The organism is Terriglobus albidus (genome assembly GCF_008000815.1).
GTDB lineage: Bacteria > Acidobacteriota > Terriglobia > Terriglobales > Acidobacteriaceae > Terriglobus > Terriglobus albidus_A.
In genome coordinates this window covers 5478669-5502267 of sequence record NZ_CP042806.1, presented here as the reverse complement: position 1 = coordinate 5502267, position 23599 = coordinate 5478669, and the positions used below count along the sequence as shown (strand labels likewise).

Annotated in this window: 18 protein-coding genes; 5 read left to right on the top strand and 13 right to left on the bottom strand. The window is 59.2% G+C overall.

Going from position 1 to position 23599, the window contains the following annotated elements:
* Window positions 1-286 precede the first annotated feature (286 nt).
* Window positions 287-1996 (bottom strand): sensor domain-containing diguanylate cyclase, encoded by a 1710-nt coding sequence (locus tag FTW19_RS22015; RefSeq protein ID WP_147649735.1) that lies wholly within the window; start codon window positions 1994-1996, stop codon window positions 287-289.
* 168 nt (window positions 1997-2164) lie between these two features.
* On the bottom strand, window positions 2165-3922 hold the full coding sequence (locus tag FTW19_RS22010; protein ID WP_147649733.1) for an energy transducer TonB: 1758 nt from the start codon (window positions 3920-3922) through the stop codon (window positions 2165-2167).
* 394 nt (window positions 3923-4316) lie between these two features.
* Here FTW19_RS22010 and FTW19_RS22005 point away from each other — a divergent pair, with 394 nt between their 5' ends.
* Genes FTW19_RS22005 through FTW19_RS21995 form a run of 3 tightly spaced genes read left to right on the top strand, consistent with a single transcriptional unit; the run spans window position 4317 to window position 6905 of the window.
* Window positions 4317-5789 carry a DNA-3-methyladenine glycosylase 2 gene (locus FTW19_RS22005; RefSeq protein WP_147649731.1) on the top strand — a complete coding sequence of 491 codons (1473 nt, stop codon included), beginning with the start codon at window positions 4317-4319 and terminating at the stop codon, window positions 5787-5789.
* Between the two features lie 23 nt (window positions 5790-5812).
* On the top strand, window positions 5813-6295 hold the full coding sequence (locus FTW19_RS22000) for a methylated-DNA--[protein]-cysteine S-methyltransferase (RefSeq protein ID WP_147649729.1): 483 nt from the start codon (window positions 5813-5815) through the stop codon (window positions 6293-6295).
* Between the two features lie 16 nt (window positions 6296-6311).
* The gene (locus FTW19_RS21995) at window positions 6312-6905 is read left to right on the top strand and encodes a DNA-3-methyladenine glycosylase (RefSeq protein ID WP_147649727.1); all 594 of its coding nucleotides are present in this window, start codon (window positions 6312-6314) and stop codon (window positions 6903-6905) included.
* Here the strand turns inward: FTW19_RS21995 and FTW19_RS21990 are convergent.
* From FTW19_RS21990 to FTW19_RS21975, 4 genes are all read right to left on the bottom strand, one after another.
* On the bottom strand, window positions 6886-8580 hold the full coding sequence (locus FTW19_RS21990; protein ID WP_187143123.1) for a hypothetical protein: 1695 nt from the start codon (window positions 8578-8580) through the stop codon (window positions 6886-6888). The two genes, FTW19_RS21995 and FTW19_RS21990, sit on opposite strands and share 20 nt — an antisense overlap.
* A gap of 47 nt (window positions 8581-8627) precedes the next feature.
* On the bottom strand, window positions 8628-9302 hold the full coding sequence (locus FTW19_RS21985) for a CatA-like O-acetyltransferase (protein ID WP_147649725.1): 675 nt from the start codon (window positions 9300-9302) through the stop codon (window positions 8628-8630).
* Between the two features lie 439 nt (window positions 9303-9741).
* Window positions 9742-10269, bottom strand: a complete 528-nt coding sequence (locus tag FTW19_RS21980; RefSeq protein ID WP_147649723.1) for a hypothetical protein — start codon at window positions 10267-10269, stop codon at window positions 9742-9744.
* A gap of 76 nt (window positions 10270-10345) precedes the next feature.
* A complete protein-coding gene (locus tag FTW19_RS21975) occupies window positions 10346-10984 on the bottom strand; it encodes a pyridoxamine 5'-phosphate oxidase family protein (protein ID WP_147649721.1) in 639 nt (212 codons plus the stop codon).
* A gap of 72 nt (window positions 10985-11056) precedes the next feature.
* On the opposite strand from FTW19_RS21975, the gene FTW19_RS21970 reads away from it, so the two are divergent.
* A complete protein-coding gene (locus FTW19_RS21970) occupies window positions 11057-12499 on the top strand; it encodes a PLP-dependent aminotransferase family protein (protein ID WP_147649719.1) in 1443 nt (480 codons plus the stop codon).
* Window positions 12500-12994: 495 nt separating this feature from the next.
* Here FTW19_RS21970 and FTW19_RS21965 read toward each other — a convergent pair whose 3' ends face one another.
* Entirely contained in the window at window positions 12995-13981 is a 987-nt protein-coding gene (locus FTW19_RS21965) for an aldo/keto reductase (protein WP_147649717.1), read from the bottom strand.
* 245 nt (window positions 13982-14226) lie between these two features.
* Here FTW19_RS21965 and FTW19_RS21960 point away from each other — a divergent pair, with 245 nt between their 5' ends.
* Window positions 14227-15234: an AraC family transcriptional regulator gene (locus FTW19_RS21960; RefSeq protein ID WP_147649715.1), complete on the top strand. Its 1008-nt coding sequence runs from the start codon at window positions 14227-14229 to the stop codon at window positions 15232-15234.
* A gap of 235 nt (window positions 15235-15469) precedes the next feature.
* Here FTW19_RS21960 and FTW19_RS21955 read toward each other — a convergent pair whose 3' ends face one another.
* Genes FTW19_RS21955 through FTW19_RS21930 form a run of 6 tightly spaced genes read right to left on the bottom strand, consistent with a single transcriptional unit; the run spans window position 15470 to window position 23447 of the window.
* Complete coding sequence (locus FTW19_RS21955; protein ID WP_147649713.1) at window positions 15470-16903, bottom strand: efflux transporter outer membrane subunit; 1434 nt, start codon at window positions 16901-16903, stop codon at window positions 15470-15472.
* Window positions 16904-16912: 9 nt separating this feature from the next.
* The gene (locus tag FTW19_RS21950; protein ID WP_147649712.1) at window positions 16913-18091 is read right to left on the bottom strand and encodes an efflux RND transporter periplasmic adaptor subunit; all 1179 of its coding nucleotides are present in this window, start codon (window positions 18089-18091) and stop codon (window positions 16913-16915) included.
* A gap of 11 nt (window positions 18092-18102) precedes the next feature.
* On the bottom strand, window positions 18103-21276 hold the full coding sequence (locus FTW19_RS21945) for an efflux RND transporter permease subunit (RefSeq protein WP_147649710.1): 3174 nt from the start codon (window positions 21274-21276) through the stop codon (window positions 18103-18105).
* Window positions 21263-21673: a response regulator transcription factor gene (locus tag FTW19_RS21940; RefSeq protein WP_147649709.1), complete on the bottom strand. Its 411-nt coding sequence runs from the start codon at window positions 21671-21673 to the stop codon at window positions 21263-21265. Before FTW19_RS21940 ends, FTW19_RS21945 begins: the two co-directional genes overlap by 14 nt.
* A gap of 53 nt (window positions 21674-21726) precedes the next feature.
* Window positions 21727-22362 (bottom strand): response regulator transcription factor, encoded by a 636-nt coding sequence (locus FTW19_RS21935; protein ID WP_147649707.1) that lies wholly within the window; start codon window positions 22360-22362, stop codon window positions 21727-21729.
* On the bottom strand, window positions 22359-23447 hold the full coding sequence (locus FTW19_RS21930; protein ID WP_147649705.1) for a sensor histidine kinase: 1089 nt from the start codon (window positions 23445-23447) through the stop codon (window positions 22359-22361). Before FTW19_RS21930 ends, FTW19_RS21935 begins: the two co-directional genes overlap by 4 nt.
* Window positions 23448-23599 lie beyond the last annotated feature (152 nt).

Sequence of the window (23599 nt, the reverse complement as noted above, 5' to 3'; positions counted from 1 at the left end):
AGCTTCACCTCATCCAACGAAGTTGGCTAGGAACCCGCGTGCTCCGAAATGACAAAAGCTGCTGACAACTGTGAGCGCTGAAGGCGCGTTCTATACCAGCCTGGGGCAACGCCCCAGGTCTCCGGGGCAAGAAGAGTAAGAGGGCTGAAGGCCCGTCCTATAGTTCGATCGTCTTGGCTTCCGTAATTTTTGATGCACCCTGATTCGCTTTGCACGGCAACAATGGTCCCGCGTAGCGTGATATTCCACCCATCGCGATGCGATGGATGGGGCACACAGTGCATGGCTAAGTAAGCACAACTTCTGCTACAGAGTCGGCGACGCGCACGCAATTGCGGCCTTCGTGCTTTGCGCGATAGAGAGCCTCATCGGCCCTGCGTAACAGGTGATCGGGAGAGGTTGCGTGATTGGGGAAGATGGCAATGCCGATCGAGATCGTTACGTTCGTATGGAGGCCGTTCTCCAGAGCCGCCGGCAGCGCTTCGACTGCTGTGCGTAGACGTTCGGCTCTCTCATGCGCGGCTTCGATGGTTGTGTCGGGCACGATGACGGTGAACTCTTCGCCGCCATACCGGCAGGCGACATCTTCGGTTCGGATGGAAGCGCCGATGACTTTAGCGACCTTCTTGAGTACGCTGTCGCCGGTCGCGTGGCTGTAGCGATCGTTGAATGTTTTGAAGTGATCGACGTCGATCATAAAGATCGCCAGCATGTTCTTGCGGCGTGCGGCACGGGCCAGTTCACGGTCGAGGGCGATCTCCATGAAATGGCGATTGAACAGGCCGGTGAGGGAGTCGCGGACAGACTGAGCCTCGAGTTTATTGCGAAGGTCAATGCTGGCCAGTGTGATAGCCGTGAGCTGCACAAGCTGGCGGAGAGCTTCGTTTCTGGTCTCGACTTGTGCCGCTACCTCCTCCGTGGGGCACCTGAGAAAGACCATCCCCAGGGTTTCACCCTGTGCCATGAGCGGGACACATGCATAACGCATAGGAGGCTTGCCGACGAAGTGACTGCAGTGGACCTCTGAAGCGCCCGGTTTGCGAAAGCGGAACTGTCCCATACGGAGGCCGCAGCAGGCATCCGGCGGAAAGACCTCGGAGATCTGGTTCGAAGACTCTCCCCAGGTCGACATGCTCTCCAGCGCGTTCCGCGAGTTGTTGATGATGCAGATTGCGCCGCTGGTCTCTGGAAAGATCTGAGGGAAGCGGACGCATGCCGCCTCATAGACCTCGTCGGTCGTGGTGCAGAGCTGCAGATCGTCACGGAAGGCGGAGAGCAGCACACCTTCATCGGCAAGCTGCCGCAGAGTCTTCATGCTTGCTTCCAGATCCCGATTGCTCTCTTCCAGCTCTGCGGAAGCTTCTTCCCGATGTCGTGCGATCCGGTTGCGCATGATAATGTCGCGCACTAAAAGTGCGAAGAGAACGAGCAGCACTACTACCGTAATGAGAACCACCATCAGTTCGGTCACGACGGACAATTTGGAACGGCTGTCTGACGCCTGATTTCTCTGCCGGAGCAGATCGCCTTCCTGTCCCGCCATCAGGGAGAGGGAGTGCTGGCACTGCACCGTCTCGCCCCGAATCTCAGCGGCGGCTTGTGACTGCGAGGTCAGGGTGCCGAGCAGGTGATTGGCGCACTCCTGAACCTGCTCGACGTTCTGGTTCTGATTGCGATTATCGGCAAGCTGATTTTTCATGCGCAGCGATCCGCTTTGCAGGGCGATCGCTGCTGAAACCGCGGAGCGCAAGGTGCTCTCATCATGAGTAGCGGCGTACAGCCGGGTTTGCGTATCGATGCGTTCGACCTGTCTCGACAGCCGTTCGATCGCAAGCTGAGTCTGCTGCGTATGTTCGATCCATTCGCGGGCAGCGATTAGCTTCTCGGTATTGCTGTAAAGAAAGAGTCCGGAACCGACCGCAAAGCAGATGGATCCAAGGGCGGCAAGAAGCGTCAGGACGATCGGAGCCTTCGGACTGGATAGCTGCTTCTGCATCGATAGTGCCCGCGGTGCGAGGGCTTCTTTCGGCCAAGCTATCCAAGGATCGAGGTTCTTCGGAGTCGCTCAACTGCGAACCTGCGGCGGTGCCAACATTTTAGGGCATTCGCGGTAAATCGCAAATAAACTGCGGGGAAGTCGTGCTCTTTTGGGGAGTTGCTTCCGCTATGGCAACTGAAACTCGAAGACCGTAATGGTGCTCATGGCAGCCTGGTCGCCTCCGATGAAGTGGGGGCGATAACGCCAGCGTTGCGCCGCATCGAGGGCGGCATCCCGCAGGAGCGGAGGGCCACTGACGACGCGTACGGAAGCGACGTTGCCATTACGGTCGACATTGGTTTCTACCTTTACGTCTCCCTGTACATGCGCGTCAGAAGCAGCCTGAGGGTAAGCCGGTGTGGGGCTGTAGAGAACATTGGATGCATTCACCCCCAGTGAGACGGCCCGGACGTTACCGCGAGGTGCTTGTGGAGTGGCGACGGGGGCGGGCCTGGACGCCGCGATCTTGGATGCGGTGGTGGACGCGTTGGTGGGCGCCGGCATATTCGCGGGTGGCGATGCGTCGGCCAGCTCTGCTTGATCTTCCGGAGTACGGCGTAAAAGGTGGGGGACCGCACGGCCTCGGTCGGTGTTAGTGAGATCCGGCTCAGACGGAGAGGTAGGGCGCGCAGCCGGAGTCGTCGCGGGGGCCGGAGTTGGCGAGCGAGATTCAGGTGGAGGAGGGATCTTTGGAGCCGGCCCGGATGGAGTCGTGACACGAGGCGGCGGAGACGCTGAAGGAGTTGAGGGATAAGCGGAGGCCGGAGAGTTCACTGTCGAAGGTCTGTGGGCACCCCGGGTCTGGGAGCCGGCGCGGGGAGTGCGGTCGCCTCGTTCTTCCGTTGTAGAAGGAGCAGGTGCGGCTACCTCGGGTTCGGGTGCGGGCGCTGGCGCTGTGTCGATGCGAGGACTGGGAGGGGTGGAGCTTGGACTGGGAGGGGTAGAGCGAGCAGGGCTCTCCGCCGGAGCGGTTGTCGCAGGTGTTGCTGGCGCGGCGGTCTCATCCAGAACGGTGCGATTGTGGAAGGCAATCCTGGCGATTAAACCGGCTGCCAAAAAAAATACTGTGAGCCAGATCAAACGCTTCCGCGTGCCGGTGCCTTCCTCTTCGTCTTTCAGAGGAGAGAACTCCTCGGGAAAAGGACGTGCGTGCGGATAAAACGGCTCATGGTCATAGACGGGCTTTGACTCAACTGGCCCCGGCTCGACAGATTGTGGCTCGACGCGTTGTGACTCGACAGGTTGTGACTCGGCGCGCGGTGGCCCACTCTGCTGCGGCTCGGCCTGCTGTAGTTCGACCTGCTGTGGCTCAGCCTGCTGTTGTGGTTCGACCTGCTGCGACCGGACGTGCCGTGAGCGGCCACGTCGTGACTGCACCGGTTGTGACTGGACAGGCTGGCTCTCTGCAGACTGTTGCGGGGCCGGTTCTGGCTCAGGAGGTTGCGGATGGACCGCTTTTGGCTCGACCGGCGGCTCTGGGGCTACAGGCGCCGGGACGACTGGCGGCAGATGATCGGCAGCAGGCGGGTTCTTCTGCCGGCTGGTTCCATCGAGCGATTCGCGCGCTTCGATGACAAAGCGAAGCAGGGCGTGCGCATCGTCCCCCTCTGCTTCGGCCGCATACCGGCCACCGGCGGCTGCAACCGTCAGTACGCCAAGCAGGTCGGCGTAACTGATGTTTCGATTGCCGCTGTGAATGGCGACCCAGATGTAGGAGGTCAGATCGCGATGAAACGAGCGGTCCCGCTGTAGCCGGTTGACGATGGCGCGCAGCGATTCGGGCGCTCCGGGGGTACAACCAGCTTTCTGGAGAAAATCTCGCAACTCAGCGATCTCATTTGCATAACGAGTCTTCACCTCTTCGAGCTGTAGTGGCTGCAACACTCTTAAAACACACTCCTATCCACCTGCGCATAGACCTGGTACAGATCTGGCACCGACTCATGTTTAGAGACACATAAAACCCCCTCGTGTTGTTTGAACCGAATCGCGAAGTTGAGGAAAGATCTCACGTTTTCTTTGTACGGCGAAGCACGTTAGCCCATGGGAGAGGTGGCTAAGTGATTGAGAACGCATAGTTAGAACATTTTTTCCGTTGCTGCACGCCCCTTCCGGAATACCCAGCAACAGAAAAATGCTCTCGCTACGCAAGTCGGGAGCCTTCTGCTTCGTTCTTTCTACGATCGCCTGGCATGACGTTACGCATGGACATCCTTCTTTTCCATTGATGTCCGAATTCCGCGAGTATTTCGGGGCGTAGGCAAGAGACACTCAAGGCATGGTTGTCCCCGATAAGGCGGTTGCTTACAAGGCGCTACAGAGTCATGACGCACGGTTCGATGGTCAGATCTATGTGGGCGTCAAATCCACAGGAATCTATTGCCGGCCCGTCTGTCCGGCGCGTACGCCGAAGTTTGAGAACTGCACGTTTTATGGCTCGGCCGCTGCGGCGCAGGAGGCCGGCTACCGTCCGTGCCTGCGTTGCCGCCCTGAGACAGCGCCTCAGCTTGCGGCATGGCAGGGAACAAGCAGCACAGTCTCTCGCGCGCTGGCGCTGATCGAAGAAGGCGCGCTGGATGGTGAAGCGCAGACGGTTGAAACCCTGGCCGAGAGGCTTGGTGTAGGCGAGCGCCAGCTACGCCGGCTGTTTCTACAGCATCTCGGAGCGTCACCCATCGCCGTGGCGCAGACCCGTCGTGTGCTGTTCGCGAAGCAGTTGATTCACGATACAGATCTGCCGATGACGGAAGTGGCAATGGCCTCGGGTTTCAGCAGTTTGCGCCGATTCAATGAGGTCTTTCAGAATCTCTTTAAGCGCCCTCCCAGTGCGCTGCGGCGCAGGTCGAGTGTGGTGGCAACAGACGCCGGCACGATGCTTCGGCTGCGCTACCGGCCGCCTTACGATTGGGACGCGATGCTGCATTTTCTTGAAGCACGCGCGATCCCCGGGGTGGAGGTGGTTGCGAATCGTGTCTATCACCGCGTCATTGAGCTTGATGGAGAGCTGGGTGCGATTGCGGTGAAACATCTGCCGAGGCGCGAAAGCCTGTGTGTCACGATTCAATTTCCCAGCGTGAAGGCGCTGCCTGCGATTGTGCATCGGGTGCGTCGCCAGTTCGATCTGAATGTCGATATCGGCACAATCGATGAACATCTTTCCCGCGATACGCAGCTTGCACCATTTGTAGCCCGCAGGCCGGGGCTGCGTGCGCCGGGAGGATGGGATGGCTTTGAGCTCGCGATCCGGGCTGTGCTGGGGCAGCAGGTAAGTGTGGCCGCGGCGAGGCGTTTGGCAGGCAAGCTGGTTGAGCTGCATGGCAGGACCCTGCCGTCTGCCAACGGTATGCATCCCGATCTCACGCATGCCTTTCCTGCGGCGCAGCACCTCGCAAAGGCGTCGTCACTTGGCCTTGGCATGCCCGCAGCCAGGCTTGAGACCTTGCGATCGGTGACACGCGCGGCGGCGAAGTCTCCTGAGATCTTCCAGTCCGCCAGTTCGATGGAGCAGGCTATTGCGTCTTTGAAAGCTATTCCCGGAATCGGGGAATGGACGGCACAGTACATCGCGCTTCGAGCTCTGCGAGAGGTAGACGCTTTTCCTGCATCGGATATCGGTCTGCTGCGCGGAGCGAAGAAGGTGACAGGCAATGTGCTGACGGCGAAGCAGCTCCACAGCAGGGCCGAAACATGGAGACCCTGGCGAGCCTACGCAGCACAACATCTCTGGGCCGCCGATGGCGATTCGGAATAACAACTATCAGGAAGGAGCATGCAATGAACCTCGTCTATAAATTTGTCGAGAGCCCGGTTGGGGCACTGAAGCTGGTTGCGAGTGACAAGGGGCTGGCAGCCATCCTGTGGGAGAACGATAGTCCTCGCCGCGTTCCGTTGACCGGACTGGTAGAAGGCGACCGGCATCCGATCCTCTTGAAGGCAGAGCGCCAGCTTGAAGAGTACTTCGGCGGCTCACGACGGGCCTTCGATCTGCCGCTGGACATGCGGGGAACCACATTTCAGAAAGATGTGTGGGAGGCCCTGCTCGCGATCCCTTACGGAGAGACACGGAGCTACGGGCAACTGGCGAAGCAACTAGGCAGACCTTCCGCAAGCCGTGCCGTGGGAGCGGCGAACGGACGTAATCCGATCTCTATCGTTGTTCCCTGTCATCGAGTGATCGGCTCTTCCGGCAAGTTGACAGGATTCGCCGGAGGTCTGGACGTAAAGGCGCGGCTTCTCGATATGGAGAGGAAGGGTTGAGAATCAAATAAGAACGATGAGAGCCAAGCGCCCGATCCAGCTTGAAAGCCGCTTCTATGAGCGAACTCCCGATGTCGTAGCGAAGGCGCTGCTGGGAAAGGTGTTGGTGCGCCGTCTTGGCGATGAAGAGCTGAGCGGCAGGATCACGGAAGTGGAAGCGTACTTCGGTCTTGAGGATCCGGCGTCGCACGCTTATATCGGACGCACATCGCGCAACGCTGTACTCTTCGGTCCGCCGGGCGTGGCGTACGTCTATTTCATCTACGGCATGTATTACTGCCTGAACGTGTCATGTATGCCTGACGGACAGGCCGGCGGCGTGCTCTTTCGCGCTCTCTATCCGTTGCAAGGTCTGGAGACGATGGCAAGGCTTCGTAAGCTGACACCTAAGGCATCTGCCAGGCAGCTCACCGGAGGACCTGGACGTTTATGCCAGGCCCTCGGCATTGCGCGGAAGACAGAAGATGGTATCGATATGACCGAGTCCGATGCCGCTCTCCGTATCTTCGACGATGGTTACAAGGCGGGCGAGATCATCACGACGCGCCGCATTGGTATTACCAAGGCGGCGGATCGAATGGCGCGTTATCTTATCGCTGGCCCGGTTTAAGAAGATCCGCACTGAACGACAAACCGGATCCCTTTTCGTTGGCGATGGTGACGGCGTGTTTCAGGTCGGCGCGCTGGCTATGCGCACCGTTCGCCGTTTGCGCGGCTGCGGTCTTGTAGAAGGCACGGGCTTCGCTGGTGCGGCCTAGCTGTTCGGCGACCTGACCGGCGCTCAGCAGCGTGTTCAGGCGGTTGGGGCTAACCTTTAACGATTGTTTGTATTCGTCCAGCGCCTGCTCCGGCCGCTTCATGGTGACCAGCATGTCGGCGAAGATCTCATGCGCAGGCAGGTCGACCTCCTGCTGGCCGAGCTTGTCCTGCAGCTCTGTTGCCGATCGCATTGCGGCGATGGCGTCGTCCGGCTTGCCTGCGAGAAGGCTCTTCCAGGCAGTGAGCTCGTAGCGCTGAATATAGAGCACGTCGATCAGCCAGGCGAAGGGAGACTGTTTTACGGCCTCGATCTCGCCATCCATATTGTGAATGGCCGTATCGAGCGCGGCTGCATTGTCGAGATGTCCCGCGGCCAGGCCGTTTGCCCAGTACACGTAGAACTGCGACGAGGGAGGCGCCTTCGGTGCAATCTGTAAAGCAGCGGCGGATTTCCAGTCACGCATCTCCAACATATAGATCGAGTGCAGCTCGTTGTCGAAGAAAGGGCCATAGTCCTTCATGTCGTCCATATAGGGCATGGCCGCCATCTCTGCCGAGATTGAGCGCATCTTCGCGGTCAGAGCGCGGGCTTTCTCGTCCTCGCCGGTCTGCAGCCAGGCATAGATCAGGAACTCGTCAGCGTGCATCTGGTGTGCGGCGCCGGTCTGGTGCGCCTTCTCTGCCTGTTCCGATGCCGCCATCGAAGCGAGGTTGGAGGAGATATCTTCCTGCCACATGCCAAGACGGGAGAAGATGTGCCCGGGCATATGCAGGGCGTGTGCCGATGATGGTGCGATAGAGGCATAGACGCGGGCTGCCTCTAGTCCCTGAGGAGCAAGCGCCGGTGTATCGCAGGTATGCACGATGTAATGCGCCAGGCCGGGGTGATTGGGATGCGCCGCAAAGAGCGGCTGCAGGATGGCGAGCGCCTTCCGCGGATGCTCCAGGCTCGCTTCGTTTGCGGGCGCGGCGGCAAGAATGGCCAAGGCGTCGAAGGCTGCAGGCTCTACGTCGTCGGGAAAGGCGGCATGCAGTACGTCCATCGCACGTTCATAGTCGGCGGTGCGCTGCTCGTAGACCGCGGTCTCCGGTTTGTATAAGGCGCTGAGAGCATCGATGTAGCCATGTTCCAGCGGCGTGGCGTTGCCGGCCAGGGCGCGGGCTTTGGCCATCTCGTCGGCGCCGAGCTTGAGCGCCTGTGCATCAGGACGCTCCCACAGTGGCCGGAACTGCGTCATCGCAATGCCCCAGTGAGCCATCGCACAGGTAGAGTCGGCTTTAGCAATCGCCTCGAACTGCTGCTGCGCCTCGGTGTATCCGAACGAGTGCAGCAGGGCTACGCCGCGCTCCATGGGCTTTTGCGATATGGCGGCGCAGCTCGTAGGGAAGGAGACGGAGCCGAGTTTTTCTGAAGCAGCCGGCGGTGCGGCATCGTGGTGATGATGCTCCATCTGTGCAGAGGCCGTGAGGCTAAGCCCCAAGGCCGCAACAGCGGCGACCGTATTACGAAGACTGATTGCGAACATGAAGAAAAGCGTATCCCGGCGGGATATGGGCTGCAATGAATTTCCCGCTATGTCCTGCCATGCAAAACCGGCTGAGCCTCGGGTGCGTGCAGCAGCTCCTGAAAACGTTCGACGAACTGTGCGACGTGCAGGCCATCGGCCAGAGCGTGATGCGCGTGGATGGAGACGGGCATGGTGCAGCGTCCGTCCGCGTCGGTGATCTTGCCGAAGGTGATCCTAGGTGCGGAGTCAACTCTCGCGAACTCGCGTGCGTGCGAGATGGAGGTGAAGTCGAACCAGGGAAGCACGGAGAAGCGGATCAGATTGTCTTCCGGAAAGCGCTCGATGTCGTCGCGCTGCTTGACTTCATCGACCTTGAGAGAGGCTTCGCGTACGAACTGCTGGATGCCTTCGCGGAACTGATAGTGACCGAAGCCGATGGTGCCGTTTGGTCTGCCGATCGCACTACCGCCGTGGATCTGGTCATAGCGCCACACCTCGCCGTTTACGATGCGGGTCTTGAAGTTCTCCACCAGGTGAGAGGCAACGAGTGAACGATGCACCAGGGAGATGAAGACAGAGAGGCGATGCTCCTTGGCGTAGCGAAAGGTCTGGGTGCAGTCCAAGCGAAGACATACGCCGTGATAGGGCTCGCTGAAGTTTTTGAAGAAGTTGAAGATGGAGCGGCGCTCCCAGGTTTCGAGGTCTACCTTCTGCTTGTTGCCGATCACGAACTCCTGCATGGTTTTATGTTAATGGGTCGGCATTGGAGATTCCATCGGGTGGTATAGGGATGTGTCTGAGATTAACCGCCTGGTACCTCAGCGGCTGAAGCCGCATTCTTTGCGGGCTCGATATGGGACGGCTGAAAGCCGTCCCCTTAAGCAAGACACTCGCACCTGCGGTGCGAATCCGTTGCACGTATGCGCAACGAAAGGATGGAACCGAGCACGATCCCTCCTGTATCCGGTCGCGCGAAGCGCGATGTCGTGCTTAAGGGCACGGCTTCAGCCGTGCCGAAACAGCGTCGTGGGAGTGCGGCTTTAGCCGCTGAGGTCAATCGCTTGGTACCTCAGCGCCTGAAGTTCTTTGCAAACTCGATATGGGCGGCTAAGCCCTATAGCAATTGGAAACACAAGCCTACAACGATTCCAAACACAAGCCGTTCCACCGACACGCTCCTCAATGAGCAGGTGTGTTGATAAGCCGAAAGCCGCTGATCGCTGCCTGGCAGGCCGAGAGCTTGGAAGGATGCCAGACTGTTCCATCGGTATAGCGCATCTCCGTTATCTCGGCAGATCGCAATGTGGTGATTCCTGCGACCGAGACCTGATCCTGCACGATTCCGTCTGATCCCGCGTTGGGATGCAGATAGAAAGTGCGTGAGGTATTTGCTTCGGTTGCACCGCGGGTCTTGAGATAAAGGTTTGTCTGCCGGATGCCGTGGATCGTCACCGTTGCGCTTTCAACGCGGCGCGTATCGTTGCTCTTGAATTGGAGCGAGACGGAGTGGGCGGGCTCTTTGCCCTTTCCATCCTTTGTCTGCACCATCACCGGTGTTCCGCTGGCACGCGCGGTGAAGCCGATGGGACAGGCCGCAGGCGAGGCCAGAAGTTCGGGAAGCCGATACTGGACGACTGGCGACGGCTGCTGTGTGCAGGCTGTCGCGGTAAGCAATGCGGCAAGGGCGAGAAGGTAATAGCGGCGCATAGGACCTCTCCTTCCAGACCGAAAATGTCGTCTCCATATTAGACCGGCAGACCGGTGACTCGGTTAGTCTGTTCGGTCAGCGGCTAGATCGGTCGGTAATGCTTGCAGATACAGCAATATCCGCAGGTAGTTGCGGGTCGGCGATGGGGGCCTGCGGTATCACCGGCAAAGGAAGAATGCCCGCCCATACCGGCAGCGCATAATCTTCCTCATCGTCCACCGGAAAACCACTTCTGGTCTTGGCGGAGGCCTCTTCGATGGTGAACTCCAGCACCGCCGTCGCCTTCAGCTCCTGCGCGGTAGGCGGACGCACCTCATCCCAGCGGCCGGCGAGGAGATGGTCAGAGATCAGGCGGAGAGCCTCGTTCTTCTGCTCCGCATCATCGACCAGGCGTGCGTTGCCGAAGGCGACCACCGAGCGGTAGTTCATCGAGTGATGAAAGGCAGAGCGCGCCAGCACCAGGGCATCAACGAGCGTGACGGTGATACAGAGCGGAATGCCTTTGCCCGACTCGCGGAGCATCCGGCTCACGGACGATCCGTGAAGATACAGCTTGTCGTCCCTGCGGCCGTAAAGCGTGGGAATGACGAACGGCTGCCCTTCAACGACGAAGCCAACGTGGGCCAGGAATGCGGCATCCAGGATGGCGTGGATGGTGGCGGCGTCATAGGCGGCGCGCTTGGGAACACGCCTTACCTGCGAGCGTTCGGTCATGGGCCTTTGTACCTGATCTGTCATGGGTCTCATCGTGCCAGACGGCGTGGTAATCTCAAAGGTCCACTTTTTATGAATCTGGTAATACCAATTTCTCCGACTGGCGAGCCGCTCTTCCGGCAGATCTACCATGGCCTGCGCGATGCCGTGTTGGCGGGCAAGCTGCGTTCCGGCGAGCGGCTGCCGTCAACGCGCGAATTGGCGGAGCAGCTTCATGTCTCGCGGACGGTCGTGTTACTTGCTTACGACCAATTGCTGGCGGAGGGATATATCGCGGGCCGTCGCGGCGCGGGCACCTATGTGACCGATGCGCTGAATCTGCGAGCGGTGCAGGAGCGGATGCACACCGCACGGTTCCGGATGTCGCGCTTCGGCAAGCTTGTAGAGCAAACGGCCACGGAGCTGGGTGAGACCGATCGTCGACCGCGGCGGCCCCCGCGCTATGACTTTGTCTATGGCCGCAGCAACATCGATCTGTTTCCCTTTGAAGCGTGGAGGCGCATGCTGTTGCGCAGCGCCCGCAAGGCTCCGGTGCATGAGCTGGATTATGGCGCCGCAGCCGGATCACCGGAGTTGCAGGAGGCGATTGCTGCCCACCTGAAGCGCTCGCGCGGTGTAGTGTGCGATCCATCGCAGGTGCTGATCGTGAACGGCTCGGCACAGGCGTTGGATCTGATTGTGCGTGTGTTGGTGGAACCCGAAGACTCGGTCGCGATTGAGGATCCCGGATATCGCGGCATCCGCGAAGGGCTGCGCGCGGCACGGGCGCGGTTGAGGCCGGTGCCGGTGGATCATGAAGGCATTATCCCTGGGAAGATTCCCGCAGCGGCGCGGATGGTCTTCGTGACGCCGTCGCATCAGTTTCCGACCGGTGCGGTGCTGCCGCTCTCACGCCGGTTGGAGCTGCTGGACTGGGCCAAGCACAATCGCGCGGTGATTGTGGAAGACGACTACGATGGCGAATTCCGCTATGGGGGCCAGGCGCTGGAGTCGCTGCAGGGGCTGGACCGTGAGGGCCGTGTCCTTTATCTGGGGACATTCTCGCGGACCGTCTTCCCAGCGCTGCGTATCGGCTACCTGATTGCTCCGCGTTCGCTGATGCCGGCACTCATGGCGGCGAAGTGGCTGTGTGATCGGCATACTTCAACCCTGGAACAGCAGACGCTGGCGGAGTTTCTTATCAGCGGGATGTATGAGCGGCATCTGCGGCGTTTGCGGCGAAGCAATGTAGCGCGCCGCGATGCTTTGCTGGAGTCGGTGGAGGATGTCTTCGGTGACCAGGTGACAGTAACAGGGCAGGGCGCGGGGGCTCACATCGTTCTCTGGCCAAAGCGACGCATCGAGGAAGCAGCGGTAATTGCGCGTGCCGCCGAACGAGGTGTGGGGATCTATGGAGTCTCCGGGCACTATGTCGGGAAGCCGTTGAGGCCGGGATTGATCCTGGGATTTGCGAGGTTGCGTGAGGCGGAGATTCGGGAAGGTATGCGGCGGTTGAAGGGAGTGCTGGAGGTTTAGCACCGCACTCCTTTTTTGTCATTTCGTAGCGCAGCGGAGAAATCTGCTTCTCGACCAAGATCTTTTGCGGTTGTCAACATCCACTGTGATGGTTTGGGTGGGAGCCGTGGGCTTCACAGGCTGCGGAAAAACTCTATATGAGGGGTTAATCGGGTCAAATTTGGGGATAGAAAATCATCACCCAATGTCCCCGGATCGCTTATAGGTCATTCTGGTGCGATCGTTTTTTTTGCGCTTCTCGAAAATCGAGTTTTTCCGCAGCCTGTTTAGCCCTGGGCTCTTTGCCTCGTTCAGCGAAAGGCCCAGGGCTAAAGCCCGAAGTTTTATGAGGCCTGAATCAGCGGGCTGAAGCCCGCTGCTCCTACCCTGTTTAGTCAATGATTTCAACCCCATTCGAGCTTCGCTCGAATGGTCCACCCCAGCGAAGCAAGTTCCCCGAATGTCCCACCCATTGCGATGCAATGGATGGGGCACCCGATTGATACCCAAGTCGCTCTACCGATCGATCATGCGTTGCAGGAACTCCGGATACCGTTCTCCCAGCACTTCAATTCCTGCCAGTGCTTCCTCAATCTGTTTGAGGTCCGCTGCGTTCAGTGTGACATTCGCGCCGCCGAGGTTCTCTTCCAGGCGATGCAGCTTGGTCGTACCTGGGATAGGAACGATCCACGGCTTCTGTGCGAGCAGCCATGCCAGGGCGATCTGCGCACGAGTAGCCTTCTTCGCTTCCGCAATGGACCCCAACACATCGACGAGTGTCTGATTGGCCTTACGGTTCTCTTCGTTGAAACGGGGTGAGAGGTTGCGGAAGTCGTTCTGGGCAAATTCCGTGTTCTGGTTGATGGCGCCGGTGAGGAAGCCTTTGCCCAGCGGGCTGAAGGGGACGAAGCCGATGCCGAGCTCTTCCAATGTAGGAAGAATCTCCTCTTCGGGCTCACGCCACCAGAGCGAGTACTCGCTCTGCAGTGCGGTGACCGGCTGCACGGCGTGGGCGCGGCGAATGGTCTTGGCGCCTGCCTCGGACATGCCGAAGTGTTTGACCTTGCCCTGGGTGATCAGGTCTTTCACCGCGCCGGCGACGTCTTCGATCGGCACTTCGGGATCGACGCGATGCTGATAAAGCAGATCGATCACATCGGTGCGGAGCCGCTTCAGCGCCGCCTCGACGTGCTCGCGGATGCGGTCGGGATGACTGTTCAAACCGGCGATTTTGCCATCGGCGAAACGGAAGCCGAACTTGGTGGCGATAACCACCTGGTCGCGCACCGGAGCCAGAGCCTCGCCGACAACTTCTTCGTTGAGGTAAGGTCCATAGGCCTCCGCCGTATCGAAGAAAGTGACGCCGCGATCGAATGCTGCGCGGATGACGGAGACGGCCTGCGACCTCTCGGTCGGCGGACCAAACCCGGAGCTTAGTCCCATGCAGCCAAAACCCAGCGCGGAGACTTCGAGGTTGCTCTTTCCTAAGAGACGCTTCTGCATCTTTGTTTCCTCCTGAACGCCGCCTGTTGCCGGTCACTCCGTGCCAGTTGGAGTGCGGGAAGCCGCGTTCCGATGCTCTGACAATAACTGGATATTGCGCGGCTCGCCCAACATCGCCCGCCAATCTATCTGCAAAATACGCCATTCCGCGCCGCCAGAGTTGGCGCGGTTCGCATGCTGTATGGCGCGATAGGCATGCCGGGCCATGACGTACTCCGGTAGGCTTAAAGAGGAGGACGAACTCCATGCTGAAGCACTTTCGTGTCGCCGGCCGGCTCGCCAACAAGCTTGAGGAGCTTGGTGTGTCCGTTCCTGAGGTATTGCGGAAGGCGGGCTTGCCGCAGGATCTTTTTCGGCAGACGCGCATCCTGGTATCGACCGAAGAGCTCTTCGCGCTGTGGCATGCCATCGAGTGCGTGAGCTCCGATCCGCTGATCGGCCTGAAGCTTGCCGTCGAGACAAAGACCGAGCGCTTCCATCCCATGGGGATAGCCGCGCTGTCGACCGAAAACCTCGTAGCAGCGGTAAAGCATATGGCCCGCTACAAGAAGCTGACGGCGCCGGAAGAGATTCTCCACCAGATTAGCGAGGACGAGTTCAGCATCAGTTTTCGCTGGCTGGCGGCAGTGGAGACAGAGCCGCGGCTGCTGACGGATTATTGTTTCGCGTGGATGGTGACGATTGCGCGGCATGGCACGGGAAAGCCGGTGACGCCTCTGCGTGTGGAGTACATTCAGCCACGATCGAACGTGCGCGCGACGGAGCGCCTCTTGGGATGCCAGGTGACGACCGGAGCTGTCCAGAACGCAATTGTCTTCCGCGCAGAGGATGCCATGCTTCCGTTTGTGACCCGGAACACGGAGCTATTGGATCTGCTTGCCCCGCAGTTTGACGAACAGATGAAGCTGCATAAAGCGGAAGACAGCTTTATCGAGTTGGTGAGGCGTGCGATTCAGGATCGGCTGACCGGTCAACGGCCATCGATTGAGATCGTGGCGCGTGCATTGCATATGAGCTCGCGCACCTTGCAGCGCCGCTTGCAGGAAGGTGGATCCAGCTTCCAGCGGGTTCTCGATGAGGCTCGTCACCAGATGGCAAGGTACTATCTCAGCAACTCGGCGCTGGAACTGAATGAAGCCGCCTATCTTCTCGGCTTTCAGGACCCGAACTCCTTCGGCCGCGCCTTCCGCTCGTGGGAAGGCGTACCACCCGGCGACTGGCGTGAGGCGCATCGGGCATCCACAACCGCGTAGAGTCTCGCAGTCATCGCTGCGATTCTGCATCATCTATCACACGACATTCAGCGCGCCCTAACGTAGAAGGGCGCAGCTCGTAATAATGCGTCTTTCTCTGTCCTGCCGTCGTCTAAACGTGAAGATTCAGAAGTATCTCTCCGCGAAGAGATAAGTTCCTTGGTTAGCCTCCAGGGTCCCGGCGGTGGGCGAAACTCGCTCATCGCCGGGTTTTATTGGGCCTGGCTGTGGCCTTCTAGGGAGTTGCGGTCCCATTCCATCCGCCGCCCAGGGTTTTGATCAGAACGACTGAGGCGACCATGCGTTCTCCGGCGATCTGGGCCGCGCTGCGCTCATTGGCCAGCACCGTCTGCTCCGCGACCACAACGTCAAGATAACTTACAAGGCCGCTCTTGTACCTTGCTGTTGCGATGGCTTGTGCCTGCTGCGCTTCCTGCACCGCTCTGCCTTGTGCGTCGGCCTGCTGTTCCAGGAAGTGAAGTGCGGATAGCTGATCTTCGGTCTCGCGGTAGGCGCCGAGGACCGTCTTCTCATACTGCGCCAACGACTGTCTGTAGACAGCCTGCGCCTGTTCCACGCCGGCCTTCAGTCTGCCGCCGGTAAAGAGAGGCGCAGCCACAGACGCTCCAAGGGAGGCGATACTGTTCTGCCAGTTGAGCAGATGGGCTGCATTGCTGCTCTCATATCCAGCCAGTCCCGTAAGCGACAGTTGAGGGAAGTAGGCGGCCTTCGCAACACCGATCTGTGCGGTGGCTGCAGCTACGGAGCGGTCGGCCTCCACAATGTCAGGGCGTCGCTCGAGCAGGTTGGCCGGCAGGCCGATGGGGATCTGTGGAGGAAGAGCCTGCAACGGCGCGGCTGGCAGCGAGAAGCTTTCTACAGTGCGTCCCAGCAGCACTGCCAGGCCGTGCTCCATCTGCGCACGCTGTAACTCGGCGGCATGTTGTTGCGCTACGGTTTGATCGAGCAGTGTCTGCGCCTGCTTGACTTCAAGCTCGCTGCTGAGCCCTTTCTGGAACAGGCTCGTCGTCAGGTCCAGGCTCTGACGAAGTGTATCGATTGTGTCGCTGAGAATCTGCAATTGCTGGTCTGTCTGTCGGAGGTTGTAGTACGTCACCGCAACATCGGACTCGACAGAAAGGGTCACGAAGCGAAGGTCCGCCTGGGACGCCTCCTGTGTTGCCCGGGCAGATTCGATCGAGCGCCGGATGCGTCCCCAGGCATCGAACTCATAGCTGGCCGCAAGGGATAGCTGAAGATCGTTATACGTGGCCGCCCGTCCCGCCGTATTGCCGTTGTTGGGGCGGTTCTGTGCCTCACGTGCGCGAAGCGCGGATCCGCCGATGCCGATCGTGGGATACAACTGCGACCGAACGCCTTGAGTAAAGGCGGATGCCTGATCGACATGGGTTACGGCGATCTTGATATCACGATTCGCCTGGTCGGCCTGGGTCTCGAGGTCGTTGAGTACAGGGTCGTTGAAGACCTTCCACCAATTTGTATATGCGATCGAGCTCTGGGAATTGTCGGACGATGCGTTTGCACCGGCGAACGTGGGCGGCACTGGAACGACTGGCTTCTTATAATTCGGGCCTACCATACAACCCGCTAATAGCACGGTGAAAGCGCAGGCGAGGACGGCCGAAATGAAACGCTGCTTGCTCTGCATGGTCCCTCCTTAGTTTTGGCCTGCTGCTGAGTTCTGAATGTCGGCGCGCATGCCGTCGATCAGATAATCAGGTGGGCTGGAGACGACGGCATCGTTTGCCGAGATGCCGCTTGTGACTTCCACCGAGTCGCCGAAGTCGCGTCCGACAGCGACCTTCTTGAGCAGGATGGTGTTCTGCGAAGTCACGGTGGCGACTTGTGGCCCGCTTGCCTGGTAGAGAATAGACCCGGACGGGATGGTCAAAGATGAGACCGGTTGTGTGACATGGAAGCGTACCGTGGCATAGGCGCCGGGCATTAGCTCACCCTTCGGGTTCGGCACGTCGATCTCAGTAAGCAGCGTATGTGAGGTGGCGTCGATTGCGTGGTTGTCGCGGGTGACACTACCGCTCCACTCTCTTCCGGGAATCGCTGTAAGCTCCAGTGTCGCCTTCAGCCCGTTCGTGATCTGTTGGCTGTAAGCTTCCGGAACCGGAACGAAGATACGGACGGTGTCGATCTTCGAGATGCGGAAGAGTTCAAAGGCAGCGCCTCCGTTGCCGGCATTGACGAGGTCGCCGATATCGGTCCGGCGCTGTGTGATAACGCCGTCGAAGGGGGCCACGACACGCTCGAAACCCTGCATCTGCTGCAAGCGGTTCACATTGGCGGCGGCGGCCTGCAGGTTTGCCTTCTGTGCTTCGAGGTTCTGATTGTTCTGATCCACCTCTTGCTGCGAAACCGCGTTCGTCCGGATCAGGTCCTGGTAGCGTTTGGCGGTGATATTCGCCAGGGTGAGGTTCGCCTGTACCTGGTTCACGGTTGCACGCGCCTGATTCAGCTCCTGGTCGATCTCAGGTGAGTCAATCTCGGCGAGGAGCTGGCCCTGGCGCACATGGGTACCGATGTCAGCGTACCAGTGGGAGACGTAGCCGCTTGTCCGTGCATAGATCGGTGAATCGGAGTAGGCCTGCAAGGTTCCGGGTAACGTGAGGTCGCTGTTAGGGGCGCCTACTTTGGCATGGATGATCGAGACCGGTTCCGATTCCAGGGCGCGCGTGGTTGCCGCGAGAGCTTTCGTCTGCCGCCCCCGCAGGCCGAGTGTCAGAACTCCGGCAATGCAGAGCACCGCGGGAACCAGAAGGAAGAACAGAAGCCGTCTGCCGCTGGAAGAAGGTAAAACGGGATTAGATGGAGTGTGTTCAGTCATGGTTGATCTCCCTATGCGTTGCCCGGCGTGGGGGCGTAGTTTGTGCTGCGCTTGTTGCGAATGAGCGCGAAGACCGTAGGAACAAAGAACAGCGTTGCGACGGTTGCGAAGAGAAGGCCACCGATGACGGCCCGTCCGAGAGGCGCATTCTGCTCGCCACCATCGCCGAGGCCGAGCGCCATCGGAATCATGCCGATGATCATTGCCATGGCCGTCATGATGACCGGCCGCAGGCGGGTCGCCCCAGCTTCAATAGCCGCCTTGATGGCATTTTTGTTCTCCTGGAAGTGTTCGTTGGCGAAGGTGATGATGAGTACGCTGTTCGAGGTGGCCACTCCGATGCTCATGATGGTTCCCATCAGTGCCGGGACGCTGAGCGAAGTGTGCGTCAGGAAGAGGAACCAGCAGATACCTGCCAGTGCGCCGGGCAGGGCTGTGATGATGATGAAGGCCTCAGTCCATGACTGGAAGTTCACGACCAGCAGCAGATAGACGAGCGCGATGGCGAAGGCCAGACCGGCGAAGAGTCCTGTAAAGGATGCCTGCATCGTGGCCACCTGGCCGCGGGTGATGATGCGGCTGCCGCGAACAAGATGATGCGATGCGTCATCCACGATCTTCTGTACATCGTTGGCGACTCCACCGAGATCGCGGCCCTGCACGCTGCCATAGATGTCGATAACACGTTGTACATCGTAGTGGCTCACGACCGCGGGCTCAGAGGTCCGGCTCATCGTGGCAAGGTTCTCGAAGAGCTGCGGCGTGGGCGCGCTGGGTGAATTGATGGGAATATTCCCGATGGCGTCGATTGAGCTGAGTTTGTACTGTGGCGTCTGTACGGCGATGTTGTAGGAGACGCCGTTCTTCGGGTTGAGCCAGAAGTTTGGTGTCGTCTGGAAGCTGGAGCTGAGAGAGACGAGTACGTTCCCGGCGACGTCACGCTCTGTCAGGCCCACCTGCTGAATACGAGTGCGGTCAATGTCATATTGCAGGCGCGGTTGATCGATCTGCTGCTGGATATGAACGTCCACGGCTCCGGGAACCGATCGCATCTTGTTTGCGATCTGGGAGGCGAGCGCGAAGTTGCTCTCGAAGTCCTTGCCGGCGATCTGGATATCGATTGGAGCCGGGACACCGAAGTTCAGCGTCTGGCTGACGATGTCGGCGGGCTCGAAGAAGAACGCTGTCCCAGGAAATTGCTTTGGCAGTTCTTCGCGCAAATGCGCCACATACTCTGCCGTTGGGTGGTGTTTCTGGTTGAGCGAGATCAGCACCTCGGCATCTGCGTTTCCAATGGTGCCGCCGTTACTGTACGAAAGGTTAATGCCGCTGGTCGGCAGACCGATGTTATCCAGAATTCCACCCATCTCCTCCGCGGGGATCTGGGTTCTGACATACCGGTCAACCTCGTCCACCAGACGCGCGGTCTCTTCGATGCGAGTACCCGTTTTTGCCCGTACATGCAGGCGAATCTGTCCGGCATCGACATACGGGAAGAAGTCGCGCCCCAGCAGGGGAATGAGCAACACGCTTCCCAGGCAGAAGGTAATGAAGCACGCTGCGAAGATCGCACGGTGTTCCAGGCACTGCGAGAGAAGGTGAGTATAACGATCGCGCAACCGGTCGAAGGCGGCCTCAAACCGCTGATGGAGCCGGGCGAAGCGGCCAGGCCTGGCGTCTGATGCAGGATGCCGGTGTTCCTCCACCTCTTTGGGAAGCAGGAACATCACCAGAGTGGGGATGATGGTTCGCGAGAAGAAGTAAGAGGCCAGCAGCGCGAAGACAACGGCTTCCGCGAGAGGAACGAAGAGGTAACGCGCGACGCCGGTGAGAAAGAACATCGGCACGAAGACGATGCAGATGCATATGGTTGAGACAAAGGCAGGTACCGCAATCTCCTGGGCAGCATCGAGAATTGCCTGGCGGAGATCTTTCCCCATGGCCACATTGCGCTGCATGTTTTCGATCTCCACGGTCGCGTCGTCGACCAGCACGCCAACCGCGAGCGCCAGGCCGCCAAGCGTCATAATGTTGATGCTTTCGCCAAGCGCGCTGAGGATGAGGAGCGAGGTAAGGATCGAGAGTGGGATCGAGATGCAGATGATCAGCGTACTGCGCCAGCTCCCAAGGAAGACCAGGATCATGATCGAGGTGAGACAGGCCGCGATCATCCCTTCTCGCAGAACTCCGTTCAGCGATGCCCTGACGAAGACGGACTGATCGGCGAGCGGCCGCATCACCAACTCCGGCGGAAGCGTTGAGGCGATACGCGGTAATACGGAACGGATCCCGGAGACGATGGCGAGGGTGGAGGCGCTGCCCGCCTTTTCAATCGTGAGCAAGGCGCCCCGCTGGCCATCCTGACGAACGATGTTCTGCTGCACTGCAAATCCGTCGCGGATGTTGGCGACGTCATGCATGAAGATCGACCCGCCGTTGATCGTCTTTACCGGAAGCGCGTTGAGCTGGTCGACTGTGACCGGTGTGCCGTTCAGGCCGACGGTGTATTCGGTTTTGCCGATCTTCGCCGAGCCCGATGGCAAAATTACGTTCTGTGCATTGATGGCGTTGACCACATCGACCGGAGAGAGCCCCTTCGAGGTGAGCTGTGCCGAATCGATGTCCACCATGATCTGGCGAACCTTACCGCCATACGGCAGGGGAACAGCGGCGCCGGGAACAGTGGCGAGCTGTGGACGGATGAAGTTCGATCCGAAGTCATTCAATTGTTGTTCTGAAAGTCCTTTTCCGCTCAGGCCCAGTTGCAGAATAGGCACCGTGGAGGCGCTGTACTGAATCACGAGCGGCGGTGTGATGCCGGAAGGAAGCTGCTTCAGCGTTGCCTGGGCCTCAGCCGTAACCTGCGCAATGGCTCCATCCACATTCGCCTGCGGCTGCAGGAAGACCTTGATGACAGAAACTCCGTTGAGCGACTGCGATTCGATGTGATCGATGTTGCCCACCGTCGTAGTCAGCGCGCGCTCGTAGATGGAGGTGATACGTGACTCCATCTCCGCGGGCACCAGGCCGTTATAGGTCCAGATAATGCTTACGACCGGAATATTGATTGAAGGGAAGATGTCGACCGGTGTCCGCATCAGCATCACAGGGCTGATGAGGAAGAGCAGAAGTGCGAGAACGACAAAGGTGTACGGACGCGAAAGCGCCAGCCTAACAATCCACATCGAAAGCCTCCCGTGTGCGGCTCCACCTTAGGGCCAGCATTACAAGGCGGAGAAGTTCTTCACCGTCAAATGGTTTGTAGAGAAGGGCAAAGGCCCCATGTTGCCGGGCGTGACGCCACACGGCATCGTCCTGATGCGCCGTGAGGAAGATAACGGCCAGATCAGGCAGCTTGCTTCCTATCCGACGCTGGAGCTCACAGCCGTCCATGCCCGGCATGCGAACATCCGTGACCAGGCAACCGATCTGCTGTGTTCCTTCATGGGCAAGAACTTCTTCCCCTGAGGAGAAGAGAAGATGTTCTACGCCTGCGGACCGGAAGAGTTGCTCCAGCGATTCACGCACGCGGTGGTCGTCATCGACGACTGCGACGATACGGGATGTTTTTCCAGCGGCCATGCGGTCTCCTGCGATCGAGTTTCATCGTAGGAAATTCGGTGGGGGGCCAACAATTATCGTTTTGTATTAGAGGAGAGGGGCTCTATTCCCAGCCTGGCGGCGAGCCGAACGAGATCTGCGAGGGATTCTGCTTCCATCTTCTTCATAATCTGGCCTCTATGGATGCGAATGGTGATCTCGCTGGTGCCCAGTTCCCATGCGGTCTGCTTGTTCAAAAGCCCTGCGATCACGAAGGGAAGTACCTCCCGCTCCCGCGGAGTCAGCAGGGCGTACCGCTTCCGGATGACATCAAGCTCAGCAAATCTGGCTCGCGTTGTTTCATCGAGTTGAAGGCCGGCCTCGACGGACCGGAGCAATTCCTCGTCGTCAAACGGCTTTGAAAGAAACTCGGTCGCGCCCGCCTTCATCGCCTTGACGGTAGAGGGAATATCTCCGTGCCCTGTAAGAAAAACAATGGGAGGCGTATCTTCTCCGGCGATCTTTCGTTGCAGTTCCAGACCATTCATGCCGGGAAGATCCAGATCGAGGATGAGACATGCGGCTCTGTCCGGCCGATTGAAGTTCAGGTAGGACGCGGCTGAGTCAAAGACGACGACCTCGTACCCCGCCGATGCGAGCAGTGCCTGCAGTGCCTCCCGCACTCTGTAGTCGTCATCGACAATGTAGACGATCGGCTGCCTGGCGCTCATGCGGTATGCTCCCGAAAAACCGGAATTGTGAAGCTGAAAACCGTTCCGGCAACCGGCCCCGGCGTTCCCCACAGGCGACCATCATGGGCCTCAATGATCGAGCGGCAGACGGAGAGTCCCATTCCCATGCCACTTTCTTTCGTGGTGAAGAACGTCTCAAAGATCTTGTCGAAGTTCTCGACGCCGATACCTTGATCGCGGACCTCCACCAACAGCATGTCATCCTGTTCTCGCGAGTGGATCACCAAAGTCTTTTGCCGGCCGGTGACATCGCGCATGGATTCGATGCCATTCAATACCAGGTTCATGAGCACCTGCTGCAGTTGAATGCGGTCAGCAAAGATCAACGGCAGATCTTTCGAGAGTTGGACCTCGACGACAACTCCGTCTTTCTCCGCGCGGCCGCGCACCAGCAAGACGACCTCGCTGACAACCGGTCGCAGGTCGATAGGGGCCTTCTGCAGCGGCGACCTGCGAAAGAGAGTCCTCAAGCCCTTAATGATGCTCACCGCGTCTTTGCTATCTCGAACGATGCGTTCGACGGAAGCCTGGGCGTTTGCGAAGTTCGGAGGATCGGCTTGCAGCCAGCGCAGGCTGGCTTGTCCGTGCGCTACGACGGCGCTGAGCGGCTGGCTGATCTCATGAACCACCGAGGCGGAGAACTCGGCTATTGTCGCGGTCTGTGTTGCCTGTGCGAGTTTCGTCTGTGTCTGGCGGAGTGACTCTTCCGCGCGGTGCCTCGCCGCAATCAACTCCGTCGCCAGCACCATGGCCACGATGAAGACAAACAGACGCAGGAACTCTCCCCTTGGGTGAAACAGGCTGAACCGTGGCGTAAGAAAGAATACATAAAACAGTGCCGCTCCAAGCACGACCGAAATATATCCGGAACGGCGGCCGCCATAGAGGCTGCTTACCATCACCGCAAGCAGAAGGCACGAGGAAGGCGCATCCAGCTCCCAGGCAAGTGGCAGGGCGAGAACACACGCTGCAACTGCGAGCAGGTCAGTTTTCAACGGGCTGAAGTTCAGAGGCATCGAGAGGCGCTTCACAGCGAAATAACCGATCGCTCCTAAGTGTGACACTGCACACCCCCAGAGGCCAACTCTATCCGGCGGTGGAGATGTGGATTCGATAGGAATGGATAGGCGCGATATAGCCCGGTACTGTAACGAAGTTGCTTGTTGGCCTCCAGGTCCCGCGGTGGCTAGACTCGCTGGAATTGACTAGAATGGCC

Coding starts and splice junctions, on each gene's coding strand:
- FTW19_RS21945 (WP_147649710.1), bottom strand. CDS start 21,276: ATGTGGATTGTTAGGCTGGCGCTTTCGCGTCCGTACACCTTTGTCGTT.
- FTW19_RS21995 (WP_147649727.1), top strand. CDS start 6,312: ATGAGAGCCAAGCGCCCGATCCAGCTTGAAAGCCGCTTCTATGAGCGA.
- FTW19_RS21955 (WP_147649713.1), bottom strand. CDS start 16,903: ATGCAGAGCAAGCAGCGTTTCATTTCGGCCGTCCTCGCCTGCGCTTTC.
- FTW19_RS21940 (WP_147649709.1), bottom strand. CDS start 21,673: ATGGCCGCTGGAAAAACATCCCGTATCGTCGCAGTCGTCGATGACGAC.
- FTW19_RS21975 (WP_147649721.1), bottom strand. CDS start 10,984: ATGACCGAACGCTCGCAGGTAAGGCGTGTTCCCAAGCGCGCCGCCTAT.
- FTW19_RS21950 (WP_147649712.1), bottom strand. CDS start 18,091: ATGACTGAACACACTCCATCTAATCCCGTTTTACCTTCTTCCAGCGGC.
- FTW19_RS21970 (WP_147649719.1), top strand. CDS start 11,057: ATGAATCTGGTAATACCAATTTCTCCGACTGGCGAGCCGCTCTTCCGG.
- FTW19_RS22015 (WP_147649735.1), bottom strand. CDS start 1,996: ATGCAGAAGCAGCTATCCAGTCCGAAGGCTCCGATCGTCCTGACGCTT.
- FTW19_RS21965 (WP_147649717.1), bottom strand. CDS start 13,981: ATGCAGAAGCGTCTCTTAGGAAAGAGCAACCTCGAAGTCTCCGCGCTG.
- FTW19_RS21935 (WP_147649707.1), bottom strand. CDS start 22,362: ATGAGCGCCAGGCAGCCGATCGTCTACATTGTCGATGACGACTACAGA.
- FTW19_RS21990 (WP_187143123.1), bottom strand. CDS start 8,580: ATGTTCGCAATCAGTCTTCGTAATACGGTCGCCGCTGTTGCGGCCTTG.
- FTW19_RS22005 (WP_147649731.1), top strand. CDS start 4,317: ATGGTTGTCCCCGATAAGGCGGTTGCTTACAAGGCGCTACAGAGTCAT.
- FTW19_RS21985 (WP_147649725.1), bottom strand. CDS start 9,302: ATGCAGGAGTTCGTGATCGGCAACAAGCAGAAGGTAGACCTCGAAACC.
- FTW19_RS21980 (WP_147649723.1), bottom strand. CDS start 10,269: ATGCGCCGCTATTACCTTCTCGCCCTTGCCGCATTGCTTACCGCGACA.
- FTW19_RS21960 (WP_147649715.1), top strand. CDS start 14,227: ATGCTGAAGCACTTTCGTGTCGCCGGCCGGCTCGCCAACAAGCTTGAG.
- FTW19_RS22000 (WP_147649729.1), top strand. CDS start 5,813: ATGAACCTCGTCTATAAATTTGTCGAGAGCCCGGTTGGGGCACTGAAG.